Annotated in this window: 14 protein-coding genes; 10 read left to right on the top strand and 4 right to left on the bottom strand. The window is 54.3% G+C overall.

The window, feature by feature from the left end; genetic code table 11:
• Nucleotides 1–170: 170 nt before the first annotated feature.
• Entirely contained in the window at nucleotides 171–569 is a 399-nt protein-coding gene (gene zapG / locus N6P30_RS04595) for a Z-ring associated protein ZapG (RefSeq protein WP_008502832.1), read from the bottom strand.
• 189 nt (nucleotides 570–758) lie between these two features.
• Here zapG and zapE point away from each other — a divergent pair, with 189 nt between their 5' ends.
• From zapE to N6P30_RS04550, 9 genes are all read left to right on the top strand, one after another.
• Nucleotides 759–1,883 carry a cell division protein ZapE gene (gene zapE / locus N6P30_RS04590; protein WP_023294678.1) on the top strand — a complete coding sequence of 375 codons (1,125 nt, stop codon included), beginning with the start codon at nucleotides 759–761 and terminating at the stop codon, nucleotides 1,881–1,883.
• A 299-nt stretch (nucleotides 1,884–2,182) separates the two neighbouring features.
• On the top strand, nucleotides 2,183–2,611 hold the full coding sequence (gene rplM, locus N6P30_RS04585) for a 50S ribosomal protein L13 (protein WP_003860434.1): 429 nt from the start codon (nucleotides 2,183–2,185) through the stop codon (nucleotides 2,609–2,611).
• 15 nt (nucleotides 2,612–2,626) lie between these two features.
• Nucleotides 2,627–3,019 (top strand): 30S ribosomal protein S9, encoded by a 393-nt coding sequence (rpsI, locus tag N6P30_RS04580; protein ID WP_003860436.1) that lies wholly within the window; start codon nucleotides 2,627–2,629, stop codon nucleotides 3,017–3,019.
• A gap of 308 nt (nucleotides 3,020–3,327) precedes the next feature.
• A complete protein-coding gene (sspA, locus tag N6P30_RS04575; RefSeq protein ID WP_008502830.1) occupies nucleotides 3,328–3,966 on the top strand; it encodes a stringent starvation protein SspA in 639 nt (212 codons plus the stop codon).
• A 5-nt stretch (nucleotides 3,967–3,971) separates the two neighbouring features.
• Entirely contained in the window at nucleotides 3,972–4,469 is a 498-nt protein-coding gene (gene sspB / locus N6P30_RS04570) for a ClpXP protease specificity-enhancing factor (RefSeq protein WP_025912562.1), read from the top strand.
• Nucleotides 4,470–4,919: 450 nt separating this feature from the next.
• Nucleotides 4,920–5,597 carry a DUF1120 domain-containing protein gene (locus N6P30_RS04565; RefSeq protein WP_008502828.1) on the top strand — a complete coding sequence of 226 codons (678 nt, stop codon included), beginning with the start codon at nucleotides 4,920–4,922 and terminating at the stop codon, nucleotides 5,595–5,597.
• 120 nt (nucleotides 5,598–5,717) lie between these two features.
• The gene (locus tag N6P30_RS04560; RefSeq protein WP_023294677.1) at nucleotides 5,718–6,422 is read left to right on the top strand and encodes a fimbria/pilus chaperone family protein; all 705 of its coding nucleotides are present in this window, start codon (nucleotides 5,718–5,720) and stop codon (nucleotides 6,420–6,422) included.
• 15 nt (nucleotides 6,423–6,437) lie between these two features.
• On the top strand, nucleotides 6,438–8,852 hold the full coding sequence (locus N6P30_RS04555; protein WP_023294676.1) for a fimbrial biogenesis outer membrane usher protein: 2,415 nt from the start codon (nucleotides 6,438–6,440) through the stop codon (nucleotides 8,850–8,852).
• Entirely contained in the window at nucleotides 8,849–9,409 is a 561-nt protein-coding gene (locus N6P30_RS04550; protein ID WP_023294675.1) for an outer membrane protein, read from the top strand. The genes N6P30_RS04555 and N6P30_RS04550 overlap by 4 nt, the downstream gene beginning before the upstream one ends.
• Before the next feature lie 181 nt (nucleotides 9,410–9,590).
• On the opposite strand, the gene gltD is transcribed toward N6P30_RS04550, so the two are convergent.
• Both gltD and gltB read right to left on the bottom strand, forming a co-directional pair.
• Nucleotides 9,591–11,009: a glutamate synthase subunit GltD gene (gene gltD / locus N6P30_RS04545; protein WP_021242274.1), complete on the bottom strand. Its 1,419-nt coding sequence runs from the start codon at nucleotides 11,007–11,009 to the stop codon at nucleotides 9,591–9,593.
• A 9-nt stretch (nucleotides 11,010–11,018) separates the two neighbouring features.
• A complete protein-coding gene (gene gltB, locus N6P30_RS04540; RefSeq protein WP_023326177.1) occupies nucleotides 11,019–15,479 on the bottom strand; it encodes a glutamate synthase large subunit in 4,461 nt (1,486 codons plus the stop codon).
• 687 nt (nucleotides 15,480–16,166) lie between these two features.
• Between gltB and N6P30_RS04535 the strand changes: the two genes are divergently transcribed.
• On the top strand, nucleotides 16,167–17,108 hold the full coding sequence (locus N6P30_RS04535; RefSeq protein ID WP_100122167.1) for a TIGR01212 family radical SAM protein: 942 nt from the start codon (nucleotides 16,167–16,169) through the stop codon (nucleotides 17,106–17,108).
• Here N6P30_RS04535 and N6P30_RS04530 read toward each other — a convergent pair.
• Nucleotides 17,088–18,590: a helicase HerA-like C-terminal domain-containing protein gene (locus tag N6P30_RS04530; protein WP_023294672.1), complete on the bottom strand. Its 1,503-nt coding sequence runs from the start codon at nucleotides 18,588–18,590 to the stop codon at nucleotides 17,088–17,090. The two genes, N6P30_RS04535 and N6P30_RS04530, sit on opposite strands and share 21 nt — an antisense overlap.
• Between the last annotated feature and the right edge of the window lie 21 nt (nucleotides 18,591–18,611).

Below are 18,611 nucleotides of genomic sequence, written 5' to 3'. Positions count from 1 at the left end.
GATGTTGACTCTCGTAACCTGGAATAAAGGAAAAACGGCCCCAAAAACACGTTGATGTTATTGAATTTTAAACCGCTGAACAATGAGGTGTTTAACTAAATGATAGCTGGGGTCAGGAAGAAAGGACGGGCGCAATCGCTGCGCCCGTAAAATAAATTCAGGTTGTGCGATTAATCGCGTTTTACACCGCCGCGCAGCAGGCCGGACGCGCCGTCTGAATAGTCGCGAGGCATCTGAACAGGCGCCTGGTCGTTACCGGCTTCAGAGTCTGCCAGACGGTTGCGGAACGGATTGGTTTCCGCCGTCATTTCTGGCAGCAGGCTGCTGGAGCTTTTTGCCATATGCTGATACAGCTGACGATAGTCGGTCGCCATGTTGTCCAGCAGCTCGGCGCTACGGGCAAAATGGCTGACCAGCTCTTCACGATACTCTTCCAGCTCGGCTTTGTTCTTTTCCAGTTCGTACTGCAGTGACTGCTGCTGACGCAATTTGCGATTACCGAAACGCATGGCCACAGCACCGATGACGATGCCGACGACTAAACCGATTAGCGCATATTCCCAGGTCATGAACTTCTCCCGTTGTCTTGTTGTTCCGTAGGGTGTTGGCTCGGCTCCTGCCTGTGCCTGATAATGCCACTATAACCGCTATTTCCGTAGAAGTGGAATCCTGACGTATCATCGCGTAGTGTAGAACGGCCTTTTTTTCATCAGTCACGTCTGCTGGTGAGCGTTAATTGAAGGAATAACAATAAGATTATGCAAAACCTGTCCCCTGCATCGCGATATCAACTGGCCCTAAACGAGGGCACTCATCAGCCGGATGACGTACAGCGTGAGGCGGTAAGTCGTCTGGAGATGATTTATCAGGAACTCACGGCCAAACCCGCTGAAACCGAACAGAATGGTGGGCTAAAGGCGGCATTTGGACGGTTGCTCGGAAAAAAAGCGCCACAGGCCCACGCGCCGGTGCGCGGTCTTTATATGTGGGGCGGGGTCGGTCGCGGAAAAACCTGGCTGATGGACATGTTCTACCAGAGCCTGCCGGGGGCGCGTAAACAGCGTCTGCACTTCCACCGCTTTATGCTGCGTGTGCATGAAGAGCTGACTGCGCTGCAGGGTAAAAGCGATCCGCTGGAGATTGTGGCCGACAGGTTCAAGGCGGAAACGGACGTGCTCTGCTTCGATGAATTTTTTGTGTCTGACATCACCGATGCCATGCTGTTAGGCGGCCTGATGAAAGCGCTTTTTGCCCGCGGGATCACGCTGGTGGCCACGTCGAATATTCCGCCGGATGAGCTTTACCGCAACGGCCTGCAGCGGGCACGCTTCCTGCCTGCCATCGACGCCATTAAGCAGCATTGTGACATTATGAACGTTGATGCCGGTGTCGATTATCGCCTGCGCACCTTAACCCAGGCGCACCTGTGGCTCTCGCCGTTAAATGCAGAGACCACCCGCGAGATGGATAAACTCTGGCTGGCGCTGGCGGGGGCAAAACGCGACCACGCCCCGGAACTCGAGATTAACCATCGCCCGCTGCCAACGCTCGGCGTTGAAAACCAAACGCTGGCGGTCTCCTTTACGACGCTGTGCGTTGATGCCCGCAGCCAGCACGACTACATTGCGCTTTCACGTCTGTTCCACACCGTGATGGTGCTGGATGTGCCGGTGATGACGCGGCTGATGGAGAGCGAGGCGCGGCGCTTCATCGCGATGGTGGACGAGTTTTACGAGCGCCACGTTAAGCTGGTGATTAGCGCCGAGGTTCCTTTATATGAGATCTACCAGGGGGAGCGGCTAAAGTTTGAGTTCCAGCGCTGCCTGTCTCGCCTGCAGGAGATGCAGAGCGAGGAATACCTGAAGCTGGAGCATATGCCATAAATGCCACCCTCTCCCTGTGAAGGGGGACTTGTAGGCCGGGTAAGGCGCAGCCGCCACCCGGCATTTTCCACCGCCTCGAAAAACCCAATTTGAATCACATTTAAGGGTCGATCTTTGACCTCAACTTCTCTATAATCTTGCGACCCCACGTTACGAGAAGGTTTTTTTCCCGAAACTTTCTATGTGTCGGCATGTGCTATTCGAAGGGGTAGGTTTGCCGGACTTTGTCGTGTGAACCTCAACTGACTAAACGTTTGGGTGTTCACCAACGTGTAACTTATTATTTGGGTAAGCTTTTAATGAAAACTTTTACAGCTAAACCAGAAACCGTACAGCGCGACTGGTATGTTGTTGACGCGACCGGTAAAACTCTGGGCCGTCTGGCTACTGAACTGGCTCGTCGCCTGCGCGGTAAGCACAAAGCGGAATACACTCCGCACGTTGATACCGGTGATTACATCATCGTTCTGAACGCTGACAAAGTTGCTGTTACCGGCAACAAGCGTACTGACAAAATGTACTACCACCACACCGGCCACATCGGTGGTATCAAAGAAGCGACCTTTGAAGAGATGATTGCCCGCCGTCCTGAGCGTGTGATTGAAATCGCGGTTAAAGGCATGCTGCCAAAAGGCCCGCTGGGTCGTGCTATGTTCCGTAAACTGAAAGTTTACGCAGGCAACGAGCACAACCACGCGGCACAGCAACCGCAAGTTCTTGACATCTAATCGGGATTATAGGCAATGGCTGAAAATCAATACTACGGCACTGGTCGCCGCAAAAGTTCCGCAGCTCGCGTTTTCATCAAACCGGGCAGTGGTAAAATCGTAATCAACCAGCGTTCTCTGGAACAGTACTTCGGTCGCGAAACTGCCCGCATGGTAGTTCGCCAGCCGCTGGAACTGGTTGATATGGTAGAAAAACTGGATCTGTACATCACCGTTAAAGGTGGTGGTATCTCCGGTCAGGCAGGTGCGATCCGTCACGGTATCACCCGCGCTCTGATGGAGTACGACGAATCCCTGCGTTCTGAACTGCGTAAAGCTGGCTTCGTTACTCGTGACGCGCGTCAGGTTGAACGTAAGAAAGTGGGTCTGCGTAAAGCACGTCGTCGTCCACAGTTCTCCAAACGTTAATCCATTCTGCTTACGCAGAACGATTGGCGAAAAACCCGCTTCGGCGGGTTTTTTTATGGATAATGCGCAGGTTATCCACAATATCCATGCATATATCTTCTCTTTTTCCACATTTCCAGAATCCCCTCACCACAAAGCCATCAAAATCTGGTAAACTATCATCCAATTTTCTGCCCAAATATCGGTGAATACTCGATTTTTGTTCGATTCTTGAACAATGTGTCTTCTCTGGGATGGGCGATACAACATCTGGCTGGCCCCTGTTGGGCTGGTAGCAGTAAAAATTCTGAATATACCTGGAGGTTTTCATGGCTGTCGCTGCCAACAAACGTTCGGTAATGACGCTGTTTTCTGGTCCTACTGACATTTATAGCCATCAGGTTCGTATCGTGCTGGCCGAGAAGGGTGTCAGTTTTGAGATCGAGCATGTGGAAAAGGATAACCCGCCTCAGGATCTGATCGATCTCAACCCGAGCCAAAGCGTACCGACGCTGGTGGATCGCGAGCTGACCCTGTGGGAATCCCGTATCATTATGGAATACCTGGATGAGCGTTTCCCGCATCCGCCGCTGATGCCTGTTTACCCTGTTGCGCGTGGTGAAAGCCGCCTGTACATGCAGCGTATCGAGAAAGACTGGTATTCGCTGATGAACGTGATTACCAGCGGATCCGCTGCGGAAGCCGACGCTGCGCGTAAGCAACTGCGTGAAGAGCTGCTGGCAATCGCCCCGGTGTTTGGTCAGAAACCGTTCTTCCTGAGCGATGAATTCAGCCTGGTGGATTGCTACCTGGCACCGCTGCTGTGGCGTCTGCCAATCCTGGGCGTAGAGTTCAGCGGTCCTGGCGCGAAAGAGCTGAAGGGCTACATGACTCGCGTCTTTGAGCGCGACTCTTTCCTGGCATCTTTAACTGAACCGGAACGTGAAATGCGTCTCGGCCGAGGCTAATGACTGTGGAAATGTCACAACTTACCCCACGCCGTCCGTATCTGCTGCGCGCCTTCTATGAATGGCTGCTGGATAACCAGCTCACGCCGCACCTGGTTGTGGATGTGACGTTGCCGGGCGTGCTGGTTCCAATGGAATACGCACGTGACGGACAGATTGTACTGAACATCGCCCCGCGCGCGGTGGGTAACCTGGAGCTGGCAAACGATGAGGTGCGCTTCAACGCGCGTTTCGGCGGCGTACCGCGCCAGGTTTCCGTACCGCTGGCTGCTGTGCTGGCTATCTACGCGCGTGAAAACGGTGCGGGTACCATGTTCGAGCCGGAAGCGGCATATGATGAAGACGTTGCCAGCCTGAATGATGACAATGCATCTGATGAGCGTGAAAGCGACACGGTGATGTCAATTATCGATGGCGACAAACCCGATCATCAAGATGACAATGACCCTGATGACGATCCGCCTCCGCGCGGTGGTCGCCCAGCGCTACGCGTTGTGAAATAAATCCGCTTGCGCCGTTTGTAAAAAGCCAGTGATATCACTGGCTTTTTTTATTTCTGTATCAATCTACCGTTGTAATATTTTTAAATAAGCATTGTTTATATCTCTTGTTTCTTCATTGCTTGATTAATAATTAAATAGATTTATAAATCCCATGAATAAATGAGGTGTGAACTAATATCAAAACGATGAGAAAAGTAAAGAGGGATTCTGAGTAATATTATTTTTTTGATGTTGATCTCTTTTTTGATTGGGTAATATCTTAATAAAATAAGGAAAAAATCATTTTGTGGTTATCCTTAATAGAATAGTTAATTTTGCTAAATTGCATGTATTTATAAAAACAATACTATGTGCACATGCTGACAAGCATGACGACAATCAGTAACTGGTAAAGGTATTTATCATTACTGGGTTAAATATTGCAATTACTCATATGTTAAGGATTAACAAGTGAAAAAAGTTTTACTCGCTACTGCGCTTTCTCTGTGTGTGACTTCAGCATTTGCTGCAGACCCTTCAGCTGTACTGAAGGTTAAAGGTACGCTGACGAATGCAGCATGTACGCCAGTATTAAGCAACGGCGGTACTGTTGACTACGGTACAATTAATTTGGGCAGTCTGAACGCTTCTGCTGTCAACCAGTTGGGACAGAAGAATATCGATCTGACCATTAACTGCACCGCAGCAACAAAAGTGTCCTGGAATATGGTTGACGATCGCGCTGATACTAACGCGGGTCTGACCGTAGAAAACGGTATGTTTGGTGGTGGTATTATTAAAGGCGCTAGCCAAACTTACGGTGTGGGCAAAACCGCGGGTGGCGTTAACATTGGCTCTTACGCTCTGCTAGTTAAAGTAGACAGCGTAACGGCTGATGGTGCTGCGGTAGATCCAATCTATCAGCAGAACGCGACGGGTACCTGGACCAAATCCACCAACGGTTCTTCTCAGGGCAGCCATATTCGTGACTTCACCGTTGCGTCTGCAGGTTCTCTGGATCCGCTGGCCTTCCAGACCGCGACCTTCCCGCTGGCAACTTCACTGGCTCTTCAGGACACCACAACTCTGGCGATTACGGACGATACTCAGCTTGACGGTCAGTTGACCATCAGCCTGCGTTATCTGTAAGACTTTATTGAGTAAAAGTAATTTTAAAATAATCCAGAGAGTGAATGTTCTGCATTTACTCTCTTTTTAACAGCACGATAAACATGGAATGTTCTGTTGGGCTATCAAGGAGATAATATTATGCAATGCATAAGGTCGAATATATTTAAAACACTTTTTACTGTCGCTTTATTTTCCGCCAATTTTGCGGTGCATGCAGAAGGTATGGTGCCAGAAACCAGCCTGCTAATTATTGATGAAGCCACACACAGCGGTACCATTAACGTAAAAAATACGGATTCACACCCATCCTTATTATATACGAACGTTGTAGACCTGCCGGACGACCAGGGGCTTAAGTTGATCGTCACGCAGCCTGTGGTTCGCCTTGAGCCGGGCCAAACGCAGCAGCTTCGTTTTATTTTGCAAAGCAAGCAGCCGCTGGATGTTGAGCATTTAAAACGCGTCACATTTGACGGTATTCCACCAAAAAATGACGATAAAAAAATTAAAATTGGCATTAATATTCGCCAGGATATTCCAGTGCTAATACGCCCGGCTACGCTGGGGGTCGTGACGGATGCGTGGAAATACCTCAAATGGTCTACGATCGGATCTTCTGTAAAAGTAACCAACCCAAGTAAGTACGTTGTTCGTCTGGCACAAAAAGTCGTATTACAACCTTCAGGCGCAAACGCCACGCTTTCCAAAACTTACCTTCTGCCAGGTGAGACGATGACGGCTGCGTTGAACAAAACGAGCAGCGGTGATAGCCACGTTAAGTTTTTCCCGGCCAGCCGTTATGGCATTGAAGTGCCGAGTTTTACCTCAGAATTAAATAAATAATATAGGGATCAAACGGTGAATAAAAAAAGCCGTATTGCACTTTGTGTCCGCGCAGTTCTCTGCGGCACCTTGCCTCTGATGATGTTTGACTCCGCCTCCGTACTCGCAAGGGAAGTGACGTTTGATACGGGGGTAATTAAAACGCTGGGGTTATCGAGCGACTTGAACCATTATTTCGCTGAAGCACCGCGTTTTCTGCCCGGAACCCATTCCGTGAACGTTAAAGTGAATGGTGAAGATCGCGGAATGGCCGCCGTCCGTTTCAATAAGGACGGCGTGCTGTGTTTTGATAACGATCTGCTTGATTTCGCAGGCCTCATGCCAGTCCCCCTGAAGGCAGGCGAGGCGTGCCACAACATCCGCGACGACTACCCGAAAGCGGTAATCAACGCGTTGCCAAACCAGGAAGCCGTTGAGTTGTATCTGCCGCCTGAAGCGGTAAACAGCCTGTCGTCGGATATCCGAAACTTCCAGCACGGCGGTGCCGCCGGGATGCTCAACTATTCGCTTTTCAGCACCCGTAACGAATATGGCGGTAGCGACAAAACCCGCTATTCGCAGGCCAATCTGGAAGCGGGTTTTAACGCATTTGACTGGTCGCTTCGCAGTAATTACATCCTGACGGATGACAATGGCAAGAAAAATGCCGAAAGCATTTACACCTACGCAGAGCATGTTTTTGTCCCGCAGAAGTTAACCATGCAGGTCGGTGAAATTAATGCCATGTCTAATGTGCTGAGCGGCATACCCATTACCGGTATCCAGCTTATGCCGACTAGCGGGCTGACAAAAGACGGCAGCGGCGTCAGCGTGTCAGGCATTGCCCGTTCCTCCCAGGCTCGCGTGGAGATTCGCCAGAACAATCAGCTGATCTTCAGTACGCTCGTGCCCGCGGGACCATTTACGCTGGATGACGTGCCGGTTGCGCGTAACAACGTCGATTTAGACGTTTCCGTCGTAGAGTCGGACGGCTCCACGAATCACTTTATTGTTCCTGCTGCCGCTGTGAAGCAGCGAAATCTTTCTCGCCCGCAGGGGCTTACCGTGTCTGCCGGTCAGGTGCGCAGTATCGATAGCGACTACAGCGATCCGCTGGTGATGAACGTTTCCGACGGCTGGCGCATTTTCCCGTGGATGAACCTTCTGGCCTCCGGTACTGCCGCTCAAGATTACCAGGCAGCTGGCGGTCGTACCGATTTTCTTATCAGCGATCTTTGGTCTGTTTCCACGACGGTTGCGGCAAGCAAAGAGTCGTTTGGTGACAGCAACAGTGGACTTAAAACCGAGCTAGGAAGCGATCTTACGCTTTCCTCCCATGTATCGCTTTCCACCAGCGCGACGCACTACAGCGGCGGCTACCGTGAGATGGCAGAAGCGATGGACGATGACTATCAGGGGTACGATAACGCCTACTCCGGCAGCATACGTTTCTCATCCGGTCTGGCAGGCGTTTTCTCAGCAGGCTTCAACTATAACCAGAGCAGCGGGAACTCTGAGGATTCCCGCTATCTGCTTCTGTCGTGGGGTAAGACATTTAAATATGCCAGCGTTACCGCCAACTGGCAAAGCGCTGTGGGCAACGTCGATGACGACCAGGATGATGAAATGCTGTACATCAACGTCAGCATTCCGCTGAGTCCGGGGCAGTCTGTCAGCACTTACATGCGCAAACAGGGCGACAATACCACTTACGGTGTAGCCAACAGCGGTTCGCTGGGCGAAAACACACACTACTATATCGCCGCCGATCGTGACCAGTCGTCCAGCGATAATAGCTTCAACGGTAACCTTAACACCAATCTGCATTACACCCAGCTGAGCGTGGGGGGTGGCAGCAACGGTGATCACCAGCGTAACTATAACGCCACCCTGGCGGGCGGCATCGCTATGCACAAAAATGGCGTGACGTTCTCGCCGTATGCGATTCGCGATACCTTTGCGATTGCCAGACTGAGCGAGAAGAAAAGCGGGGTAGAAATCGCTACGCCACAGGGTACGGTCTGGACCGATGCCTGGGGACAGGCGGTTGTACCTTCGCTAAACGAGTGGCGCAATTCGCGTATAGAAGTGGATGCCAACAAGCTGCCGCAGAATATGACGCTGGCAAACGGCACCCGATATATCGCCGCAGGTCACGCTTCAGTCAGCGAGCTTGATTTCAAGGTGCTGAACAGCCGACGTGTGATGCTGCGTATGAAGCAAACCGATGGTCAGCCGCTGAGAAAAGGGCTGGCAATCGTGGATGAGAAGGACAACTACATTGTGACGGTCGTTGATGATGGTCATGTCTTTATCAACGATGCGGATCAGTTACCGGCGCTGTACGCCATGGACGCCAACAACAATCGTTTGTGCAAACTCGATTTCGCTCTTCCTGAGAAACGCAATGAAGACGCCTTCTATGAAGAAGTAAACGGAGTATGCCGATGAATTATCAACAAACAGTAGGATTAACAGCGCTGGGGATACTTTTCTTCGTGGCGACTGCAAATGCGGAAGATTGCCAAATATCGCTTTCGCAGCCGGTGGTGGATTACCATGAAATGCGTCGAGATAATATCGATAAAACCCAGCAGAACTGGCACAAAATGGCGGACCGTACCCTCAACGTTAATGTTTACTGTCCGCAGCCGCAGCAAATGGCGGTGTTGTTACAGGGGACGGCAGGCGATAAAGGGCGCTTCACATTCGGCCAGTCTGGCGGGATGGCGGTTAAAATCGATGATATGACCATCGACGGTAAAAATTACACCGTCGGCAAAACGGTCGATCAGCTCGGTTTTACTCCGCAAAGCGGCACGCCTTCGCCGTTTTATGTGCGTAATAATGAAGCGGTTATTGCGGTTGATAATAATCAGGTGCCTTCAGGCCAGCAGATGAATTTCCGGGTCACGCTATCACCTGTGCTGGATGACAATGCGTTTAGCCGCATCACCGATCAAACCGTACTGGAAAGTGACTTAACCTGGACTCTGCTGACGAGGTAGCATTTCGGAGAGTAAAAAATAGCTCTTCATTATTTCTATCGCCAATGAAATGCCTGTTTTTTTCTTGCAGCTGACTCAAGCATTGATAGGCTGGCAACCTTCATGCTGAAATATCTGAAATTTTTTTGATTACACTGTAGGTAACAAAGGGAATAAACCGGAAGGTTTATTCCCTTTTTTTTTACACTTCCAGGTAGTTCAGTATCCCGTCAGCCGCTTTGCGCCCTTCGGCAATCGCCGTCACCACCAGGTCGGAACCGCGAACGATATCGCCACCGGCGAAGATTTTCGGGTTGCTGGTCTGGAAGGCATTATCGCTGCCTTCTGGCGCAATAATACGGCCCTGCGAGTCCAGCTCAACGCTGTGCTTCGCCAGCCATTCCATGCTGTGAGGGCGGAAACCGAACGCCATCACCACGGCGTCGGCGGGGATCACGTGTTCAGAACCGGCCACGATCTCGGCGCGACGACGGCCTTTTGCATCCGGTGCGCCCATCTCAGTGCGCGCCATCTTCACGCCGCTCACTTTACCGTTGGCATTCACTTCAATACCCAGAGGCTGGATGTTGAACTGGAATTCTACGCCCTCTTCACGTGCGTTTTTCACTTCACGCTTGGAGCCCGGCATGTTCTCTTCGTCACGACGGTAAGCACAGATAACGTGCGCCGCATTCTGACGAATGGAGGTTCGCACGCAGTCCATCGCGGTATCACCGCCGCCCAGCACCACCACGCGTTTTCCTTCCATGCTGACGAACGGCTCATCAGCGGTTTCGCCGTAACCCATAATCTGCTTGGTGTTGGCAATCAGGAACGGCAGCGCGTCATAAACACCCGGCGCGTCTTCGTTTTCCAGACCACCGCGCATGGACTGATAGGTACCCACGCCCAGGAACACGGCGTCGTAATCCTTCAGCAGATCGTCGAGCTGTACGTCGCGGCCCACTTCTGTGTTCAGTTTGAACTCAATGCCCATGCCGGTGAAGATTTCACGGCGACGGGTCATGACCTCTTTTTCCAGCTTAAAGGCCGGGATACCAAAGGTCAGCAGGCCACCAATCTCCGGATGGCGGTCAAAGACCACCGCCTTCACGCCGTTGCGGGTCAGCACGTCCGCACAGGCCAGGCCCGCCGGGCCCGCGCCGATGATCGCCACGCGCTTGTCGGTTTGCTTCACGCCGGTCATATCCGGACGCCAGCCCATCTCAAACGCTTTATCGTTGATATAGCGCTCGATGTTGCCGATGGTCACCGCGCCAAACTCGTCGTTCAGCGTACAGGAACCTTCGCACAGACGATCCTGAGGGCACACTCGGCCGCACACTTCCGGCAGGGTGTTGGTCTGGTGAGACAGCTCGGCGGCTTCAAAAATACGTCCTTCGTTGGCCAGCTTCAGCCAGTTAGGGATGTAGTTGTGTACCGGACATTTCCATTCGCAGTAAGGGTTACCGCAGGACAGGCAGCGGTCTGCCTGTGCTTTGGCCTGGCCTTCTGAAAACGGCTCGTAGATTTCAACAAATTCAATTTTGCGGATCTTCAGCGGTTTCTTTGGCGGATCAACACGCTGCAGGTCGATAAACTGGTATACGTTCTGGCTCATCTGAATTCCTTACTGCGCCTGCACGCGCAGCTCTGCTGCGCTACGACTACGGTGACCCAACAGGGCTTTAACATCGCTGGACTTCGGCTTAACCAGCGCGAATTTCGCAGAGAACGCCGGCCAGTTCGCCAGGATCTCTTCGCCGCGCGAAGAACCGGTATGCTGCACGTGTTCGGTAATCAAACCGCGCAGGTGTTCTTCGTGAATGGCCAGCGTGTCAACGTCCAGCACTTCTACCAGTTCAGGGTTCACGCGTTTACGGAACTCACCGTCTTCATCCAGGACGTAGGCAAAACCGCCCGTCATGCCTGCGCCGAAGTTCACGCCGGTTTTACCCAGAACGCAAACAATCCCGCCCGTCATGTATTCACAACCGTTATCGCCAATGCCTTCCACCACGGTGATAGCACCGGAGTTACGCACCGCAAAACGCTCGCCCGCACGGCCCGCGGCAAACAGACGACCGCCGGTTGCGCCGTACAGGCAGGTGTTACCGATAATGCTGGCTTCATGGCTGCGGAAGGCTGAGCCGACCGGAGGACGTACCGCCAGCAGACCGCCCGCCATGCCTTTACCGACGTAGTCGTTGGCATCGCCGGTCAGGTACAGCTCAACGCCGCCTGCGTTCCACACGCCGAAGCTCTGACCCGCAGTACCGCTGAAGTGTGCGGTAATCGGATCGGCTGCCAGCCCCTGGTCACCGTGCGTCTGTGCAATGTAGCCGGAGAGGGAGGCACCCACGGAACGGTCGGTGTTGCGGATATCAAACCAGAACGTTTTGCTCTGCTTGTCGTCCACATACGGTTTCGCCTGCTGCAGCAGCTGCGCGTTCAGCACGCCGTTGTCGAACGGCGGGTTGTTCTCGGTGCAGTAGACCGCTTTGCCAGGATGCGGCTGCGCGGTTTCCAGCAGCTTAGACAGCTCCAGCTTCTGCTGCTTGGCGGTGAAGCCTTCCAGCTCTTTCAGCAGGTCGGTACGGCCAATCAGGTCCACCAGACGCTTCACGCCCAGCTGCGCCATCAGCTCGCGGGTTTCACGGGCGATGAACTCAAAGTAGTTGGTCACTTTGAACGGCAGGCCGTGGTAGTGGTTCTTACGCAGCTTCTCGTCCTGGGTTGCAACGCCGGTTGCGCAGTTGTTCAGGTGGCAAATACGCAGGTATTTACAGCCGAGCGCAACCATTGGGCCGGTACCGAAGCCAAAGCTTTCCGCACCCAGAATCGCCGCCTTGATGATGTCGAGGCCGGTTTTCAGGCCACCGTCCACCTGCAGACGGATCTTGTGACGCAGACCGTTAGCGACCAGCGCCTGCTGGGTTTCCACCAGGCCAAGTTCCCACGGGCAGCCCGCATATTTCACGGAGGAGAGCGGGCTTGCGCCGGTACCGCCGTCATAACCGGCGATGGTGATAAGGTCCGCATAGGCCTTCGCCACGCCGGTGGCAATGGTGCCGACGCCCGGTTCGGAAACCAGCTTCACGGAGATCATTGCTTTCGGGTTGACCTGCTTCAGGTCGAAAATCAGCTGCGCCAGATCCTCAATAGAGTAGATATCGTGGTGCGGCGGCGGGGAGATCAGCGTCACGCCCGGTACCGAGTAGCGCAGTTTGGCGATGTACGGGGTAACTTTATCACCCGGCAGCTGACCGCCTTCGCCCGGTTTCGCACCCTGAGCGACTTTAATCTGAATCACGTCGGCGTTGACCAGGTACGCTGGCGTCACGCCAAAGCGGCCGGATGCCACCTGCTTGATACGGGACACCTTGTTGGTGCCGTAACGGGCAGGATCTTCACCGCCTTCGCCGGAGTTAGAGTTGCCACCGATGCTGTTCATGGCTTCTGCCAGCGCCTCGTGGGCTTCCGGGCTCAGCGCGCCGATGGACATCGCCGCGGTATCGAAGCGTTTGAACAGTTCGGATGCCGGTTCGACTTCGTCAATGCTGACCGCTTCATCACCCGGATTCAGGGCAATGAGGTCGCGCAGCGTCGCCGCCGGACGGTTGTTCACCAGCTCAGCGTACTGCTGATAATCACGGTATTCGCCGCTCTGAACCGCCTGCTGCAGCGTGCGCACCACGTCAGGGTTGTAGGCATGATACTCGCCGCCGTGAACGTATTTCAGCAGACCGCCCTGATCCAGCGGCTTACGTGCCAGCCAGGCGCGCTTGGACAGGTTCACCAGATCCTGCTGGAAGTCAGCAAAACCGGCGCCGCCGATGCGGCTGACCACGCCCTGGAAGCAAAGGTTGGCGACCTCATCGTGCAGGCCGACCGCTTCAAACAGCTTCGAGCAGCGGTAGGAGGCAATGGTCGAGATGCCCATTTTGGACATGATCTTGTACAGACCTTTGTTGATGCCGTTACGGTAGTTCAGCATCACCGCGCGGTAATCTTTGTCGATCGCGCGGGTATCCACCAGACGGGCCAGCGTTTCATAGGCCAGGTACGGGTAGATCGCCGTCGCGCCAAAGCCTAACAGCACGGCAAAGTGGTGCGGGTCGCGCGCGCTGGCGGTTTCAACAATGATGTTGGCATCGCAGCGCAGGCTCTTATCCACCAGACGCGTCTGGATAGCGCCCACCGCCATTGGTGCAGGCACCGGCAGACGGTTTTTCGCGATGTTGCGGTCGGACAATACCAGCAGCACGGTACCGTTACGCACCATCTGTTCGGCTTTGTCGCACAGCGCATTCACCGTCTCTTCGAGGCTCGCGTCGTTCACGTCGAAGGTAATATCGAGCGTGTCGGCGCGGTAGTGCTCCTCTTTCATGGTGGTGAGCTGTTTGAAATCGGAGTACAGCAGGATCGGCGATTTAAAGGTCAGACGGTGCGCCTGGCCTTCGGCCTCGCAGAAGACGTTCATCTCGCGACCGATGCTGGTGGCCAGCGACATCACGTGGGCTTCACGCAGCGGATCGATTGGCGGGTTGGTGACCTGCGCAAACTGCTGGCGGAAGTAGTCGTAAATGATGCGCGGCTGGCTGGAGAGCACGGCAAACGGGGTATCGTCACCCATCGAGCCGACCGCTTCCTGGCCGTTCTCACCGAGCACGCGGATGACGGAGTCCAGCTCTTCCGCGCTGTAGTTAAACTGCTTCTGGTAGCTGGCGAGGGTGTCATCGTCCAGCTCGCGGCTGCCCACTTCTTCATCCGATAGATCTTCAAACGGCACCAGACGACGCACGTTTTTCTCCATCCACTCTTTGTACGGATGGCGGCTCTTCAGATCGTTGTCGGTTTCGGCGGAGTGCAGGATGCGTCCACTGCGGGTGTCGATCACCATCAGCTCGCCCGGACCGACGCGGCCTTTCTCGACCACTTCGTCAGGCTGGTAATCCCAGATGCCGACTTCAGAGGCGCAGGTGATGAGCTTATCTTTGGTGATGACGTAGCGCGCCGGACGCAGACCGTTACGGTCCAGGTTACAGGCAGCGAAACGACCGTCGGACATGACGATGCCCGCCGGGCCGTCCCACGGTTCCATGTGCATGGAGTTAAAGTCGAAGAACGCGCGCAGCTCAGGGTCCATATCCGGGTTGTTCTGCCAGGCCGGCGGCACGAGCAGACGCATGGCGCGCACGATATCCATCCCGCCCGCCAGCAGCAGTTCCAGCATGTTATCCATCGAGCTGGAGTCCGAGCCGGTTTCGTTCACGAACGGCGCGGCATCGTGCAGGTCAGGGATCAGTGGCGTCTGGAACTTGTAGGTACGGGCGCGGGCCCACTGGCGGTTACCGGTGATGGTGTTGATCTCGCCGTTATGCGCCAGGTAGCGGAACGGCTGCGCCAGCGGCCAGCGTGGAACGGTGTTGGTGGAGAATCGCTGGTGGAACAGGCAAATGGCCGATTCCAGACGCAGGTCCGCCAGGTCCAGGTAGAAGCGCGGCAGGTCAGCCGGCATACACAGACCTTTATAGATGTTTACCAGATTAGAGAGGCTACAGACGTAGAACTCTTTATCGTCCTGGAGACGTTTTTCAATGCGGCGGCGGGCAATAAACAGACGGCGTTCCATATCACGCGGACGCCAGCCCGCAGGCGCGTTGACGAAAATCTGTTCAATACGAGGCAGCGAGGAGAGGGCGATTTCACCGAGCACCCCTTCGTTGGTTGGCACATCGCGCCAGCCGACAATCGACAGGGTTTCACGCTGAAGTTCTTCTTCGACGATGCGGCGTGAGGCGGCAGCCTTTTCAGGATCCTGGTTCAGGAACAGCATGCCGACAGCGTAGTTTTTGGCTAAACGCCAGCCGCGCTCTTCCGCCACGATGCGGAAGAAACGATCCGGTTTTTGCAGCAGCAGGCCGCAACCGTCGCCGGTTTTACCATCGGCAAGAATGGCGCCACGGTGCTGCATACGGGCCAGTGCGTGAATAGCGGTACGCACCACCTTGTGGCTAGGTTCGCCTTCTATGTGGGCGATCAGGCCGAAACCACAGTTATCCTTCTCAAGGGATTTATCGTACAACATATCAGTGAACCTCCCCAGGCTCGTCGGGCTTCCCACTGAACTTTACCGTGGCGCACAGGCACAGAAAGAGCATGGCGACGGGGTTTGCGTTTCATACGCGGACCTCGCATTCGCCCTCTTTTTCATCCTTTCGCGCAGGTAAACAAGTTTGAGGACTTGCTTCAGAGGGAATCTCAATTACTGCATAAATATGATGAGCAGGCCGCTCATCCAGAAAGCTTCCAGCGGATTTCCAACTTATCGGGAATTGGTACACAGGTCAAATGGCAATCTTATTTATACAAAAATGTGCTAAAGAGAGTTTATCTACCTGTATTTAAAGGGTATTTAACTAATTTTACATTGATTGATTGCCCTGAAAGAGCGCAGCGGAGTGTGATCTGACTCACTATATGAAAGCGGTATTATCCATGTTGCGTGCTGAATAGCGGTTTTATAGCAGAACAATAATCTGGCATTGGTCGCAAACCCGCATAAACACACTGTTTTTCAGTGATGGCGCTATAAATGAAAAAAACAATCAGAACATAAGGAAAAGTAATCACATGCGGCGTGAATGAAATTGCAGTAATCCTGAGTATTTATTCATATAGATAAAGGCCGTCCGGGGCGATTGATCCAGGTCATCGCCGACAGAGGCTAAAAATGGCAGGCTTGTCCCCTTTCTCCGGGACGGTCTATCAGATTATGCAGTTACAGAAATTAGTCAATATGTTTGGTGGGGATCTTTTGCAGCGGTACGGGCAAAAGGTTCATAAGCTGACGCTGCACGGCGGGTTTAGCTGCCCGAATCGCGACGGCACCATCGGGCGCGGAGGCTGCACCTTCTGTAACGTTGCGTCGTTTGCCGATGAAGCACAGCAACATAACTCTATCGCTGAACAGCTTGCTCATCAGGCCAGCCTGGTGAACCGTGCGAAGCAGTATCTGGCCTATTTTCAGGCTTACACCAGCACGTGGGCGGAGGTGCAGGTATTGCGATCGATGTATCAGCAGGCCGTCAGCCAGGCCAACATCGTTGGGCTGTGCGTGGGAACCCGCCCGGACTGCGTACCGGACGCGGTGCTGGACCTGCTCAGCGAGTACAAAGAACAAGGCTACGAGATCTGGCTGGAGCTGGGCTTGCAAACGGCACATGATAAAACGCTGCACCGTATCAACCGTGGCCATGATTTCGCCTGCTACCAGCGCACCACGCGGCTGGCACGCGAGCGCGGGCTGAAGGTCTGTTCACATCTGATTGTCGGTCTGCCCGGAGAAGGTCAACAGCATGCCCTTGAAACGCTGGAAAAAGTCGTTGAAACCGGCGTGGACGGCATCAAGCTTCATCCGCTGCATATCGTGAAGGGCAGCATTATGGCGAAAGCCTGGGAGGCCGGGCGGTTAAGCGGTATCGAGCTTGAGGACTATACGGTGACGGCGGGGGAGATGATTCGCCACACGCCAGCGGAGATTGTCTACCACCGCATCTCGGCCAGCGCCCGCCGTCCAACGCTTCTGGCACCGCTGTGGTGTGAGAACCGCTGGACGGGGATGGTGGAAATTGACCGCTACCTGCAGGAGAACGGCGTACAGGGTTCGGCGCTGGGCCGCCCGTGGGTTCCGCGTCTACCGGCGACGGCCGCCTAACAAACTCCCCAGCATGCCGCGCACGATCTGATTGGTGACCTGTCGCGCGGCGCTTTTCGCCATCGTCTGCACTACGCCGTCGCGTTTGCCGCCGCGCGGCCCGGTGCTGCCGAACAGGATGTCTTTGAGTCCGCCAAGAATGCCGTCATCCACGGCGACAGACTGCCCTTTAGCGGCAGGCGCATCCTGCGATTCCGTTGTCGCCTGGACTCCTTTTTGCAGCATCTCGAACGCAGATTCGCGATCCACCTCGTCTTCGTACTTCCCGTAAACCGGTGAGTGGTTAATCAGGCCGTTGCGTTCATCGTCGGTCACCGGCCCCATGCGCGAGCAAGGCGCAATGACCATGGCGCGTTCCACTACGGACGGGCTGCCCTTCGCATCCAGGAACGAGATCAGCGCTTCACCGGTGCCCAGCGCCTGAATGGCGGCTTCGGTATCAAAGGCCGGATTGGCGCGCATGGTTTGCGCGGCGGCTTTTACCGCTTTTTGATCTTTCGGCGTGAAGGCGCGCAGGGCGTGCTGTACGCGGTTACCGAGTTGTCCCAGTACGTTATCGGGGATATCCGACGGGTTTTGCGAGACAAACCAGACGCCGACGCCTTTGGAACGGATCAGGCGGATAACCTGCTCGATCTTGTCCAGCAGCACCTGCGGTGCATCGTTAAACAGCAGGTGCGCTTCATCAAAGAAGAACACCAGCTTCGGCTTCTCAAGGTCGCCCGCCTCTGGCAGCTGTTCGTAAAGTTCAGAGAGCATCCACAGCAGGCTGGCGGCGTAGAGTTTCGGCATCTGGTAGAGCTTCTCGGAGCTCAGGATGTTAATAATCCCTTTGCCGCTGCTGTCGGTGCGCATCCAGTCTTTGATCTCCAGCATCGGCTCGCCGAAGAAGTGCTCGGCACCCTGTTGCTCCAGCGTCAGTAGGCCACGCTGAATTGCGCCCACCGAGGCGCTGCTGATGTTGCCGTACTGGTTCTGGAAGGATTTGGCGTTATCGCCGATGTACTGCGTAATGGCGCGCAGATCTTTGAAATCAAGCAGCAGCAACCCCTGGTCATCGGCAATACGGAAGATGATATTCAATACGCCGGACTGCACGTCGTTGAGGTTAAGCAAACGGGCCAGCAGCAAGGGACCGAGATCGGAGACGGTGGCGCGCACCGGGTGGCCTTTTTCACCGAAGATGTCCCATACCACCACCGGGTTACCGTGCGGCGTCCAGTCCGTGATGCCGATATTCTTCAACCGTTCGAGCAGTTTTTCAGAGGCGGTCCCTTCCTGAGCCACACCGGTTAAATCGCCTTTTACGTCAGCCATAAAGACCGGTACGCCAATCTCTGAAAGCGACTCCGCCAGCTTTTGCAGGGTGACGGTTTTCCCCGTCCCGGTCGCGCCGGTGATCAGACCGTGGCGGTTCGCCATCGTGGGCAGTAAATAGAGCTCTTTTTCCAGCGTCCGGGCAATTAACAATGGTGTACTCATGATGCGCTTCCTCTCGTAGTC

The sequence above is a fragment of the Enterobacter sp. PL1 genome (assembly GCF_945957325.1).
In the GTDB taxonomy this organism is placed as follows: domain Bacteria; phylum Pseudomonadota; class Gammaproteobacteria; order Enterobacterales; family Enterobacteriaceae; genus Enterobacter; species Enterobacter roggenkampii.
This window is presented reverse-complemented; position numbering and strand designations above follow the sequence as displayed.